At 48.9% G+C, this 13,335-nt stretch carries 13 protein-coding genes; 3 read left to right on the top strand and 10 right to left on the bottom strand.

The window, feature by feature from the left end; translation table 11 throughout:
- Positions 1-56: 56 nt before the first annotated feature.
- Entirely contained in the window at positions 57-1,484 is a 1,428-nt protein-coding gene (gene nhaC, locus BZG82_RS01585; protein WP_077674225.1) for a Na+/H+ antiporter NhaC, read from the bottom strand.
- A gap of 545 nt (positions 1,485-2,029) precedes the next feature.
- Here nhaC and asd point away from each other — a divergent pair.
- The gene (gene asd / locus BZG82_RS01580) at positions 2,030-3,151 is read left to right on the top strand and encodes an aspartate-semialdehyde dehydrogenase (protein WP_077765045.1); all 1,122 of its coding nucleotides are present in this window, start codon (positions 2,030-2,032) and stop codon (positions 3,149-3,151) included.
- 166 nt (positions 3,152-3,317) lie between these two features.
- Here asd and sodB read toward each other — a convergent pair whose 3' ends face one another.
- Entirely contained in the window at positions 3,318-3,902 is a 585-nt protein-coding gene (gene sodB / locus BZG82_RS01575; RefSeq protein WP_069590049.1) for a superoxide dismutase [Fe], read from the bottom strand.
- A 283-nt stretch (positions 3,903-4,185) separates the two neighbouring features.
- Here sodB and BZG82_RS01570 point away from each other — a divergent pair, with 283 nt between their 5' ends.
- Positions 4,186-4,524, top strand: a complete 339-nt coding sequence (locus BZG82_RS01570) for a Grx4 family monothiol glutaredoxin (RefSeq protein ID WP_069590051.1) — start codon at positions 4,186-4,188, stop codon at positions 4,522-4,524.
- 84 nt (positions 4,525-4,608) lie between these two features.
- Here the strand turns inward: BZG82_RS01570 and BZG82_RS01565 are convergent, their stop codons facing one another.
- The 3 genes from BZG82_RS01565 to rnt all read right to left on the bottom strand — a co-directional run bounded on the left by BZG82_RS01565 (position 4,609) and on the right by rnt (position 8,684).
- Positions 4,609-5,931, bottom strand: a complete 1,323-nt coding sequence (locus BZG82_RS01565; protein ID WP_077479307.1) for a Na+/H+ antiporter family protein — start codon at positions 5,929-5,931, stop codon at positions 4,609-4,611.
- 313 nt (positions 5,932-6,244) lie between these two features.
- Positions 6,245-7,525, bottom strand: coding sequence for a porin (locus BZG82_RS01560; RefSeq protein WP_077765014.1), 1,281 nt, complete (start codon positions 7,523-7,525; stop codon positions 6,245-6,247).
- 481 nt (positions 7,526-8,006) lie between these two features.
- Positions 8,007-8,684 carry a ribonuclease T gene (rnt, locus tag BZG82_RS01555; RefSeq protein WP_077765013.1) on the bottom strand — a complete coding sequence of 226 codons (678 nt, stop codon included), beginning with the start codon at positions 8,682-8,684 and terminating at the stop codon, positions 8,007-8,009.
- 150 nt (positions 8,685-8,834) lie between these two features.
- Here rnt and motY point away from each other — a divergent pair, with 150 nt between their 5' ends.
- Positions 8,835-9,719 carry a flagellar protein MotY gene (gene motY / locus BZG82_RS01550; protein WP_077765012.1) on the top strand — a complete coding sequence of 295 codons (885 nt, stop codon included), beginning with the start codon at positions 8,835-8,837 and terminating at the stop codon, positions 9,717-9,719.
- Between the two features lie 88 nt (positions 9,720-9,807).
- Here the strand turns inward: motY and gloA are convergent, their stop codons facing one another.
- From gloA to rsxD, 5 genes are read right to left on the bottom strand one after another with little or no spacing between them, the layout of a single operon-like run.
- Complete coding sequence (gene gloA, locus BZG82_RS01545) at positions 9,808-10,224, bottom strand: lactoylglutathione lyase (RefSeq protein WP_077765011.1); 417 nt, start codon at positions 10,222-10,224, stop codon at positions 9,808-9,810.
- Positions 10,225-10,268: 44 nt separating this feature from the next.
- On the bottom strand, positions 10,269-10,910 hold the full coding sequence (gene nth / locus BZG82_RS01540; protein WP_069590063.1) for an endonuclease III: 642 nt from the start codon (positions 10,908-10,910) through the stop codon (positions 10,269-10,271).
- Between the two features lie 12 nt (positions 10,911-10,922).
- Complete coding sequence (locus BZG82_RS01535; protein WP_077674220.1) at positions 10,923-11,621, bottom strand: electron transport complex subunit E; 699 nt, start codon at positions 11,619-11,621, stop codon at positions 10,923-10,925.
- Positions 11,621-12,256, bottom strand: a complete 636-nt coding sequence (gene rsxG / locus BZG82_RS01530; protein ID WP_077479312.1) for an electron transport complex subunit RsxG — start codon at positions 12,254-12,256, stop codon at positions 11,621-11,623. The genes BZG82_RS01535 and rsxG overlap by 1 nt, the downstream gene beginning before the upstream one ends.
- The gene (gene rsxD, locus BZG82_RS01525; protein WP_077765010.1) at positions 12,253-13,332 is read right to left on the bottom strand and encodes an electron transport complex subunit RsxD; all 1,080 of its coding nucleotides are present in this window, start codon (positions 13,330-13,332) and stop codon (positions 12,253-12,255) included. Before rsxD ends, rsxG begins: the two co-directional genes overlap by 4 nt.
- Positions 13,333-13,335 lie beyond the last annotated feature (3 nt).

Here is a 13,335-nt window from a genome sequence, read left to right as displayed (position 1 = left end):
GGCGCCTTCTTTATCTTCAGATTGCTCGCGGCGAGCGTGCCGCGTGACAAAAAAGATTATGCTTTCTCTGCAGCAGGCGTCATGGTTTCCGCCGCAGTTTGTTTGTCATCTACTTTGTCAACAAACCATCCCATGTAGCTGGTTACGATGGTGACAGCGATACACACAAAGCTTAACCACATAAACGGGGCGTAAGACAGGGTTGCAACACCCAGAATGCTGGCCATGTAGATACCATTGTCACTCCACGGCACCATGCCTGATGTCAGCGTGCCACCGAACTCAGCATTTCGTGATAGGTTTTTGCGTTGATAACCTAAGCGGTCGTAGTTTTTGGCACAGATTTTTGGTGTCAGGATCAGTGATACATACATCGCTGAACCAAAAATGTTCCCCATAAACGCCGTACCAATAGTTGAGGTGGCGAGGCTACCTGCGCTGTTAACGCGACGCTCAAACAGATTTGCGATGGTATGTAAGACGCCGACTTTTTCCAGCAATCCGCCGAAGCCAAGACCAAACACGATCACCGCAACCGAGCCCAGCATCGATTCCATGCCGCCACGGTTTAAGATGGCATCAATAAAGTCGACGCCCGAGGAGATATGAAAAGGCGCCCATGCGGTGTTGATTGCCTGCACGGGAGTCATGTCTTGCAGCATCACCGCCCATACAATACCGAGTAACGAGCCAAAGCTAATTACAGGGAACGAGGGTAGACGCATCGCAAGCAATACCAACACCGCCAAAACAGGAATGAAAGAGAGCGGCGTGATCACAAATTGCTCTTCCATGGCCAACATCACGGTCTCAACTTGGCCCATGTCCACGTTGCCCGCGTAGTGCCATCCTACAGCGGTAAAGAGAATACCGGTGATGATGTAGCTGATAAGCGCAATTGGCAGCATGCCTTTAATGTGCTCAACGATCTCAACGCCTGACATTGATGAGGCCAAAATCACCGAATCCGAGAGCGGCGACATTTTGTCACCAAAGTAACAACCAGAAAGCACGGCGCCTGCGGTCATGGGGGCAGGAATACCCAACCCTTGTCCAATGCCCATCATGGCGATGCCGGCTGTACCTGCCGAGCCCCAAGAGGTTCCGGTAGCCAATGCGGTGAGGGAACAAATCAACATGGTCGCAAGAAGGAAAATAGAAGGGTGAATTGCTTTCAGACCATAGAAGATAATGGTTGGAACGATACCACCTGCAATCCATGTACCGACTAAGGCACCGACCGAAAGCAGAATAAGCACAGCGCCTAAACCATTTGAGATCCCTTTCGTGGCAGCAGCCTCAAGGTCTTTATATTGATGACCGAGTTTTAGGCCTAATACCATGATCACGAACCAGCCGATAAACAGGGCCAATTGGATCGGGAGATCGAGTTTTGCCGTAAATGAAAACGCTAGCGCGAGAAATATACCGAGCGAGAGAATCACTTGAAAGACTGATGGCAGTCTTGCTTGTTGTGTTGTCATAACCTTAACCTTCTTCACGTCGCACTCCTTGCAAAGCCGTGGGGCGAACGTATCGACATCATTATTGGAAGGTGGACCTAATGTGATAACGCGACTACTCCCTGCGCAATTTACCCCCTTTAACCAGGGCTAAACTCACATCACTCTCCGTGTGTCAGTATCCTATTCCGTTTGTGAGGCGACATACTCTAGCTAACACCACAAAGAGATGGGAAACATTTTTGCCAGTAATGTGAGTCTTCCGCGAATTAGGTTGCGATTACCGTGTTCAGGTTAACCCCAGGGAAAGAGTTGGTTTTAATTTAATTAAAATATGGTTTTTATTTTGTTGTTAGTTGTGTGTTTTTTCGTCGCACGTACGTTAAATGTCTTCATACACATCTGTCTGGATTCCTTTGGTTTGATGAGGAATTGAACAGTTAATGACCTTGACCTGACTATCGTAAATCGACGTGTTAGTATCAAAAGCGTTTTTTCACTGACCGAACCGTGCTTATCTGGTTAAGCGTTTGGTTCAGTCACACAACATGGAGTGTGAAATTATGATGCGAGTAGGTTTAATTGGCTGGCGTGGCATGGTGGGATCTGTGCTGATGCAGCGTATGGTAGAAGAAAAAGACTTTGACCATATTGAGCCTGTCTTCTTCAGCACCTCACAAGTTGGCATCGCGGCCCCGAATTTCGGCAAAGATGCGGGCATGCTTAAAGATGCTTACGACATTGAGGCCCTTAAAACCCTAGATGCTATTATCACCTGCCAAGGCGGGGATTACACCAACTCGGTTTATCCTAAGTTGCGTCACGCTGGCTGGAAAGGTTACTGGATTGATGCAGCCTCATCATTGCGAATGGCAGATGATAGTATCATCACCTTGGATCCGATTAACTTTAAACAGATTCAAGCAGGGATCCACGGCGGTACACGCACGTTTGTGGGCGGTAACTGCACCGTTAGCTTAATGCTAATGGGCCTAGGCGGTCTTTACCAATCAGGTTTGGTCGAGTGGATGACGGCGCAAACCTATCAAGCCGCGTCTGGCTCTGGCGCCAAGCATATGCGCGAGCTGATTAGTCAAATGGGCGTGATTAACGATGCGGTCAACACCGATCTGGCCAGTCCCGCGACCTCGATTCTCGACATCGACCGTAAAGTCGCCCAGACCCTTCGCTCCGATGATTTCCCTGCCGATAACTTTGGCGTGCCACTAGCGGGCTCACTGATCCCTTGGATTGATGTGAAACGTGATAATGGTCAGAGCAAAGAAGAGTGGAAAGCGACTGTTGAAACCAACAAAATCTTAGGTCTACAAGACAATCCAATCCCTATCGATGGCACTTGCGTACGTATTGGTGCAATGCGTTGTCACAGCCAAGCTTTAACGGTGAAGCTGAAAAAAGCAGTACCAATGGATGAAATCGAAGAGATGATTGGTTCGCACAATGATTGGGTGAAAGTGGTACCCAATGAACGTGAAGTGACTATGACTGACCTTAGCCCAGCGAAGGTGACTGGCACGTTAACGATCCCGGTAGGCCGCCTACGTAAACTGGCAATGGGTGATGATTTTCTTAATGCCTTTACGGTGGGTGACCAACTGCTTTGGGGGGCGGCTGAGCCACTGCGTCGCTCGCTGCGCATTATCTTAGCAGAAACCGTGCAAGATTAATGATGGCTATTTCGTCAAACCAAGCCGCCAATTTGGGCGGCTTTTTATTGCCCACCATTTAAGGAGCGTCGCCTGCGAGCTGTCGCCAGTGTGTCATTCTGAAAATGAACCATAAAAAAGGAGGCGATAATCGCCTCCTTCTGACTGGGTATGTGACGTTACGTCATTAAGCGGCGAAGTTTTTCGCGACAAATTCCCAGTTAATCAGTTTCCAGAACGCAGCCATGTAATCTGGACGTACGTTACGGTAATCGATGTAGTAAGCGTGTTCCCAAACATCAACAGTCATCAGTGGCGTTTCACCGTCGTGAGTCACTGGTGTTTCGGCATTCGAGGTGTTCACGATTGCCACAGAACCGTCCGCTTTTTTGACCAGCCAAGTCCAGCCAGAACCAAAGTTGTTCACCGCTGAGGTAGTGAACTGAGTTTTGAACTCTTCGAAAGAGCCAAACGCTTTGTTGATTGCGTCTGCTAGCTCACCAGTTGGCTCGCCACCGCCGTTCGGGCTTAGGCAATGCCAATAGAAGGTGTGGTTCCACACTTGAGCTGCGTTGTTGAAGACACCGCCTGAAGAGGTTTTGATGATGTCTTCAAGTGATTTACCTTCGAATTCAGTCCCTTCGATCAGACCATTGAGCTTAACCACGTAAGTATTGTGGTGTTTGCCATAGTGATACTCGAGGGTTTCTTTTGAAATGTGTGGCTCTAGCGCGTCTTTCGCGTAAGGCAGTTCAGGTAGTTGGAATGACATTGCTTATATCTCCGTTTTTATATGGGGAGTGCTTCCTGTAGTCCGACACCGACATTCTCTAAAGAGGGAATGTTCTCAGCTGATACCGCTGTAAAACATGACCCCATGGCGGTGTGGCTACTCTTTTTCGTTTTGCTCCGCCTAGTTTAGCAAGTTTTTACTTTATTAAAAGGATAGCGGCAAAATTTTTGTTGCTAATCCCACAATGGATTTAGGCATTTTTTTCCAATCGGTTAGCAAGTAGAATCAAGGGTAAGACTCAAAGACAGTGTTCGAGGAAGCAATGGAAACGATTGATAAGATTAAGCAGCAAATCGAAGAAAATGCGATTCTGCTGTATATGAAAGGCTCTCCTAAGCTGCCAAGTTGTGGTTTTTCATCACAAGCATCGCAAGCGCTGATGGCATGTGGCGAAAAGTTTGCTTATGTAGACGTACTCCAAAACCCAGATATCCGCGCTGAACTCCCCGTTTATGCCCAGTGGCCAACCTTTCCACAGCTTTGGGTTGAGGGTGAATTAGTCGGCGGTTGTGACATTATTTTGGAAATGTTCCAAAAGGGTGAGTTACAGCCACTCGTCAAAGAAGCGGCAGAGCGTCGTGACGCGAGCGAAAATGAGTGATTGAGAAGACACTCATTCGCTGAAGCATGCAAAAAGCCACGTTGAGAAACGTGGCTTTTTTATCGCTGACAGAGGCCTTTGCGATTACAGCACCATCGCCGCTAACCAGCCAAAGGCTATCAGAGGTAGGTTATAGTGGATAAAGGTAGGAACCACTGTATCCCAAATATGCTCGTGCTGTCCGTCGGCATTGAGCCCTGATGTTGGACCTAAAGTCGAGTCGGATGCCGGGGAGCCCGCATCACCAAGCGCGGCAGCCGTGCCGACCAATGCGATAGTCGCCATTGGTGAGAAACCAAACGCCAAAGACAATGGCACATAGATGGTTGCGATAATCGGAATGGTCGAGAACGATGAGCCAATGCCCATGGTCACCAACAAGCCAACGACCAACATCAGAAACGCGGCTAGCGGCTTGTTGTCGCCAATTGAGCCAGATAAGGAGCTGACGAGCGATTCAACGCCGCCGGTGGCCTTCATCACCGCCGCAAATCCCGCCGCCGTGATCATGATAAAGCCGATCATGGCCATCATGTGGACCCCTTTGGTGAACACATCTTGGGTGTCTTTCCAGCGGATCACGCCGCCAAAGGTAAATACCATAAAGCCTGCTAATGAGCCCACAATCATTGAGCCTGCCATCAACTGAACGCTTAGGGCGGCGATAATTGCGACGCCAGCGACCCAAAGATTACGAGACTCAACCTGATTGTTTTCAGGTTCGGCATCGAGAATTGCGCCTTCCTGATACTGCCGTGGCTTGCGATAGCTAATAAAAGTAGCGATCAGTAAGCCCACGACCATGCCAGCGGCGGGAAGCAACATTGCGGTTGGTACTTGAGCGGCAACCACATCGAGGCCATTTTCATTCAGGTTTTTGAGCAAAATGTTGTTCAAAAAGATGCCACCAAAGCCAACGGGTAACACCATATACGGCATAATCAAACCGAAGGTCAGCACACAAGCTACCAAACGGCGATCTAGCTTTAAGCGTTGGAACACATGCAGTAACGGTGGGATCACAATAGGAATAAATGCAATGTGTACGGGGATCGCGTTCTGAGACGAAATGGCGAGTAAGCCGAGTAAAATTAAGACAAGATACTTGAATGTGGTTGTCGCAGCGTCGGTTGGGCGTGCATTGAGTTTACGGATGACCGCATGGGCGAGCACATCTGTGATCCCTGAGCGGCTAATCGCCACGGCAAATGTGCCAAGCATGGCATAACTCAGAGCAATAGTGGCGCCGCCACCTAGTCCTCCTTCAAAGGCGCTGATGGTGTCTGATAAGCTCAAGCCGCCAACCAATCCACCTAAGACGGCGCTAAATGTCAACGCAACCACGACATTGACGCGCATTAGCGCCAGTGCCAGCATGACACAGACCGAAATAACTACCGGGTTCATGAAAACTATCCTGTTATGGGCATTGTGACTGCAGCTAAGCTGCGGGGTCTATCTATGGTTTTGTAATTAAGCCACCCAGTTTGCGCAAAAATTTGTCTGTGTCGAGGGGGAATCGACTTTTTTTGTTATTTTATTTCATCAAAAAAAGTGAAGGTCGCTAAAGCGCTAAAAAATTGGCTTGCCAGTTTGTTTGGTTGTCTACCTATTCGGCAGGTTGATTGATGCAGCAGAAAAGGTTTTTATTACTTCGACACGAACAAAAAAACGGCCAACATAAAGCTGGCCGTTTGATACGAGTATTTACTGATTGAGGTTAGAACAAGTAGTTCAACTGTAACCCGTAGATATACGCGTCACCACCGGCTGAGAAGTCAGTCGCGGATGTTGCGGAGGTTGAGCTCAATCTTTCATTACCATTCACTTTATCGCCGTCTAGGTAAGCAAAGCCAGCATCAATAGAGAGGTTGTCATTTGCGGTATAGGTTGCACCTAGACTCCACCAGTGACGATCAGAATCTGGGATGCTCAACGTACGTGTTTCTGCAGGAACTGGACTCTCGTCGTAAGCATAGCCCGCGCGGAAGGCCCAATTTTTATCCATGGTATAAGTTCCGCCCAGCGCATAGCGCCAGCTATTATCCCAGTTCTCCTCTTTTTGGAAACAGACGCCATTAGTCACCGTACACCCGGAGCCGGTTGCTTTCAGCTCCTTAAAGCTATCCCAACCTATATACATTGCACTGTAATGCACGGCAAATTGTTGGTTAAGCTGGTGGAAACCGGAAAACTCAATGATTTCTGGTAAGTTGAGGTCGAGTTCGCCAGACACTTTTTTATTCGGGGTACCGGTTTGTAGACCTGTGCCGTCGGTATAATCGCCGTCTAGGGTGATATCAGACTGTGCACGATACGAAAGCCCAAACCGATTATCCTCATCTATTTCCCAAAGTACCCCTAGATTCCAGCCAAACCCCCAGCCGTCGCCAGCAAGCTTAGCAACTTGATCTGTTGGGCTTCCGCCAACAGTACCAGCTAGTGCACCTTTCTGACGTTTAAGTTCAGCATCCGCATAAATCGCGCTGATACCGGCACCAATACTCCATTGCTCGTTGATTTTATAAGCAATATTAGGGTTAAAGTTCATCGTAACCAGCTCGGTTGAGCCAGCAATGGATCCGGCGTAAAAATCTTTAGGGTAATCAGTTGACAAACCGAAGTTTGAAAAGGCTGAAAAACCAACGACTAACTTATCATTAATAGGATGAATGATATGTAGGTTTGGCACGTATTCAGTCGGCGCAATATCCTTAGCTTCTGTATCTAAACCTCCTGAAACCGCAGGACTTACATCCGCATGCACGTCTGGGTCAATGATACTTAAACCACCCGAAAACGCGGTGGTATTGAAGCGGGTTAGGGCGGCAGCATTTCGTGCGCCGACTGCCGCATTATCCGCAATCGCGGCTTCACCGGCAAAGGCTCGCCCCAAACCGGATACCGAGGTTTCTGAAACTTGGAAGCCGGCACTGTGAGCTTGCACGGCTAGCAAAGATAAACTGGTTGCCACTAGCGATTTTTTAAATAGTGATGACATAGCGCGCCTCACTCCTTGATTAATTTAGCTTCTTGTCCTTTGGGGCCGCCCCCTTCCGCGCCCATGTTCTCTGAGCTACAAAAGTGGTCGGATGTTATTCACGACTAATAGTGGCACCGATTTGCTATTTGTTAAAGGGAGGTTTCAAAAGGGAAAGCTAAGTGATATGCGAGAATTGTTAGCATGCGTTTGTATTAGGCGTTTTAAGTAAAAACTCTACTCAGTGATTTAGTGAAATCTTTATTGATTTTACGCCTTTTTTCTAGCTGTGCTTTGTTGCGCATGCTTTGTGTGCCTGTTTAAGTTCTCTCTGTGGAAGTGTTTAGGTAAGGTGATAATTAGATCGCAAAAATGTGACGCCAAACATATTGTTAACAAACTGAGTAGGGCGTATTTAAGGCTTAAGAGCGCAGAGTCGAGGGAAGGTGTCTGAGTGAAAAAAGCGACCCGATTGGGTCGCGTCATGCATGGATTAATAATCTTATGTCTCCGATGTGGTCGATGCATCGCTGTTTTCGGGCGTGATGGCAAGTGGCCAGCCGCCTAGGCGTTTCCAGCGATTAACTATCTCACAGAAGAGCTCTGCGGTGCGCTCAGTATCATAAAGGGCGCTATGTGCTTCTTTATTGTCGAATGCAATCTCAGCGGCTTGGCAGGCTTTTGCTAATACCGTTTGCCCGAGCGCAAGCCCACTGAGTGCCGCTGTATCAAATGTCGCGAAAGGATGGAAAGGGTTGCGCTTTAATTGCGCGCGTTCAGCGGCGGCCATGACGAAGCTATGATCAAAGTTTGCATTGTGGGCGACCATGATCGCGCGCTGGCACTCTGCCGCCTTTTGCTCTTTGCGGATCAGCTTAAAAATTTCGCGCAGTGCTTCCCCTTCATCAACCGCTCCACGCAGTGGGCTAAATGGGTCTCGAATGCCGGTAAATTCGAGCGCCGCAGGCTCAAGGTTTGCGCCTTCAAATGGCGTGATATGAAAGTGAATGGTTTTATCTGGGGTCAGCCAGCCTTGTTCATCCATTTTTAGGGTGACGGCGCAGATTTCTAACAAAGCATCGGTTTTTGCGTTAAATCCTGCGGTTTCTACGTCTACAACAACAGGAAAATAGCCGCGGAAACGGGCTTTAAGGCTATTTGGATCGAGATCTTGGCTCATGCAGTCGTCACTTTACTAGGAAGAATAAAAGCGTGATTATCGCAAATCGCGGCGTTAAGCTAAAGTCGGCGTGACTCACGTCGATATCTTAAGTTACACACTGCGCTAAAGCGTAAAGAGAGTATGATGCGAAAATCGGTTTTTAGGACAATGAGTCGCCCGTCGGTGTTCGGGATAGTGTTTGCAGTCTGCGGGCTATGGCTGGCGTTACCCGCATGGGCAAATAAGCTTTACGTCGCGCCGTTAGGGGAATCCAACTGGACGGTCACCATAGATACGCCGATTGAGTGTCGCTTGGAGCACACCATTCCTCGTTATGGGCAAGCCTCATTTACCTCTCGCGCCAGTAAAGAGATGAATTTAGACTTTGAACTGGATATGCAGCGTCCGATGGGAAAAACCGCAGACGTTTCTTTGCTCTCTATGCCCGCAGACTGGATGCCTGGTGAGCCGGCGAAATATATGGATCAACTGAAGTTCTTCAAGCAATTTGATGGTTATGTTGGCGGACAAACGGCGTGGGCGATGCTCAGTGAGTTAGAAGACGGGCGGTTCCCTACCTTTAGCTTTCAAGATTGGCAACGACAACAGCAGCGTGTTGATATTGCGCTGTCTGCGGTGGCGTTTGGTGCGCCATATCATGAGTTTAGCCGTTGCTTAAATAGCCTACTGCCGTATGCGTTTGAAGATATTTCATTTACGGTGCTGCGGTATCAGGAAAACAGTGATGAATTGACGAAGGCGAGTATGCAGCGCCTGACACAGATCGCAGAGTTTGTTCGTTACAGTGATGATATCGATCTTATCCTTGTGGCAACGTATTCGGACTCCCGCGGAACACGTGCCGCTAACCAGCAAATGTCTGAGCGGCGCGCCAAAAAGCTACGCGACTATTTTACGTCTCTTGGCCTTCCTGAAGATAGGATTACGGTAGAAGCCTATGGTGAGCGACGTCCAATTGCGGATAATGAAGATCCGATAGGGCGAAGTAAGAACCGACGCGTGGTGATCTCTTTGGGACGGACCTTGCTGTAGCCCTGATTGAATGTCAAAAAGCCCAGCATGACCGCTGGGCTTTTTCTATTCTTACCACTGCGTAAATCGTGGTAATTAACCGCGTGAGTTAGCCGTTTAGGCCGGCAGACGCGCTTTTGTTCTGGATCAGCTCGAGCTTGTAACCGTCTGGGTCAGTCACAAAAGCAATTTCAGTACTGCCACCTTTTACTGGACCTGGCTCACGGGTAATGTTTCCACCAGCCTGACGGATTTGCTCACAGGTCGCGTAGATATCGTCGACACCAATGGCGATATGACCAAACGCGTTGCCATGGTCATAGTTGCTCTCGCCCCAGTTATAGGTGAGCTCAATCACCGCCCCTTCAGATTCATCACTATAGCCGACAAAAGCCAAGCTATATTTATACTGCTCATTTTCATTGGTGCGCAGTAGGCGCATTCCCATCACCTCGGTGTAGAACTTGATGGCGCGATCAAGGTCTCCTACACGGATCATGGTATGTAAAATTCTGCCGTTCGACATGACGTTGCTCCTTTTTTCGTTTACCAGTCACTAACCTGTAGCGGTTAGCTTTCGGGGTAGACTTTCTCTTTGTATTCACACAGATCTTCAATGATGCAACTCCCGCAGCGCGGCTTGCGCGCCAGGCAGGTGTAGCGTCCATGCAGAATAAGCCAATGATGAACATCAACTTTGAATTCTTTTGGCACCACCTTAAGCAGCTTTTCTTCTACGTCGTTCACGTTTTTGCCCACAGCAAACTTGGTGCGATTGGAGACGCGGAAAATATGCGTATCGACTGCAATAGTGGGCCAACCAAATGCCGTATTGAGTACCACGTTGGCCGTTTTACGCCCGACACCGGGAAGGGCTTCCAAGGCTTCTCTGTTTTCAGGCACTTCGCCTTGGTGTTTTTCGACCAAGATGCGACAGGTTTTAATCACGTTTTCTGCTTTTGAGTTAAACAGCCCGATGGTCTTGATGTACTGTTTAACGCCTTCAACGCCTAAATCCAGTAACCCCTGTGGTGTATTGGCTACCGGATAGAGCTTTGCCGTGGCTTTATTTACGCTCACGTCTGTTGCTTGTGCTGAGAGTAACACTGCAATAAGCAACTCAAAAGGAGTTGACCAGTTCAACTCCGTTTGAGGGTTAGGGTTATTGTCTCTCAGCCGTTCTAGTATCTCTTGACGCTTTTGTTTATTCATCGTGCTACTCAGTTACTGATTCCCTGTGATGCGCGCTCGCTCGATAACAGGTTTTTGGTCTTTTTCTGTTTTGCTGGCCAAGTGCTTATCAATAATATTTTTCAGCGCAATGAGAAACCCGACCGCAAGGAAAGCGCCGGGGGGCAAAATGGCGAGCAAAAAGCTGGTGTCAAATTGAAAAATCTCAATTCTTAGCGCAGCAGCCCAATCCCCGAGCAATAGGTCAGCACCATCAAATAAGGTGCCGTTGCCCAGTATTTCGCGGATGGCGCCAAGAATCACGAGAGCGGCTGTCATTCCTGTCCCCATCCAAAAGCCATCACTGATTGACAGTCCCACCGGGTTTTTAGAGGCAAAGGCCTCTGCACGACCAATAATGATGCAGTTGGTGACGATTAATGGGATAAAAATCCCTAGCGATTGATAAAGGCCAAAGGCATAGGCATTCATCACCAACTGAACACAAGTTACCAATGAGGCAATGACCATCACGAAAATCGGGATGCGGACCTCTTTGGGTACCCAATCTCGAATCACAGATACAATGAGGTTTGAGCCGACGAGAACCGCGAGGGTCGCCACCCCCAATCCGAGGGCATTGGTGACGGTTGCTGATACCGCCAACAGCGGGCATAGGCCTAAAAGTTGTACGAAGGCTGGGTTGTTACTCCACAAGCCGTTTTTCATCAACTCTTTATGGGCGGTGTTCATCATTGACCTCCACAATTAACGGGCTGATTGATCAGTACATCTTGATTCTGGCTGACAAACCAAGCTGCCTTTTTCACCGCTTTTACCACGGCTCGAGGCGTGATTGTCGCGCCGGTAAATTGGTCGAATTGTCCGCCATCTTTGCGCACGGCCCACCGATTATCGTTCTCTGCCGTCACTTTTTTACCCGCAAAGCTTTGAACCCAATCTGAAACACGAATATCGACTTTATCACCCAGCCCTGGTGTTTCATTGTGGGCAAGAACACGCACACCCAACACGTTATGGCTGGTGGCATCCATCCCAATGAGCACGCTAATCGCGCCATTGTAACCATCGGGAGCAATGGCTTGAATGGCCACTGCGGTGACTGTGTCATTTTGGGTGGCAACGTAAAAAGGCTGTGCTTCGTCGGTACCTAATGCATCGGTATTTTGAATCAAGCGACAGGTCTTGTGTAAGGCGTTGTCGTGCATCGATTCAGGGATCACTTGGTTCAGGGCCTTCGCCAACTGTCTTTGTTGTTGCTCTTGAATCGTGTCTTCGGTGAGCGCATGTGTAATAGCAACTAACGCGGTGGAGAGCAGTGCCGCTATCGCAAGGATCCCACCGTGTTTGCGAATGGTTTCAATCATGATTGTGACTTCTTCTCTGCACGTTTATGGGTGTGGCCATAGGTACGTGGTTTGGTGTAATAATCAATCAAAGGGACGCACAAGTTGGCGATAATCACGGCGAAAGCCACACCGTCTGGATAACCGCCCCAAGTACGAATTAAGAAAACCAATACCCCAATAATACCGCCGAACCACAAACGCCCTTTATCAGTGGTGGAGGCAGAAACTGGATCCGTGGCAATAAAAAAGGCGCCGAGCATGGTTGCCCCCGACAAGAGGTGAACGAGCGGAGAGGCTAATTGGTCGGGTGCGATCAAATGGCCGATTAAAGCGCATGTCAGCAAGGCGGAGAGCATGGCAACTGGAATATGCCAGTTGATGATGCCACGTTGAATTAGCACCAATCCGCCCACCAAATATAGGGCATTTACCCATGCCCACCCTTCGCCAGCAATGGCACTGAAAATAGGCTGTTGAAGCGCTTCGCTGACCGTTTTACCTCCAGCGAGTGCTGTTTTAATCGTATCGAGAGGCGTGGCCATAGTGACGCCATCAGCGGTCATGCGTAATTGGTTAACGCTAAAGCCGTCTAAGGTGAAACCACTGAAAATTGCAGATAAAGCATCGCCTAAGGTGAGTGGATAGGCGGCGAGGCTCTCTGGCGGAAGCCAAGTGGTCATTTGCACAGGAAATGAGATCAAAAGCACCACATAGCCAACCATGGCAGGGTTGAATAGATTCTGTCCCAAGCCGCCATAAATATGCTTCGCTACAATGATTGAAAACAGCGTACCAATCACGATGACCCACCAAGGCGCGAGCGGTGGAATGGCCACAGCGAGCAGAAATGCAGTGAGTAGCGCACTATTATCACGCAAATAAGCAAGCGGGGGGCGTTGACGAAGTCGCATAACGACCGCTTCAGCTGCCCATGCTGTCGAGATGGCAAGTGCCAACTGAATGATGACTCCCCAACCAAAGAAGTACCACTGGGCCGCCAAACCAGGTAGCGCACACAGAAGGACTGTAAGCATGATTTGACTGGTTGAGCGCTTGTTGTGGGCGTGCGGAGAGCTAGCAATAAAAAACGCCACGGC

The sequence above is a fragment of the Salinivibrio sp. PR5 genome (assembly GCF_001996085.1).
In the GTDB taxonomy this organism is placed as follows: Bacteria; Pseudomonadota; Gammaproteobacteria; order Enterobacterales; family Vibrionaceae; genus Salinivibrio; species Salinivibrio proteolyticus.
This window is presented reverse-complemented; position numbering and strand designations above follow the sequence as displayed.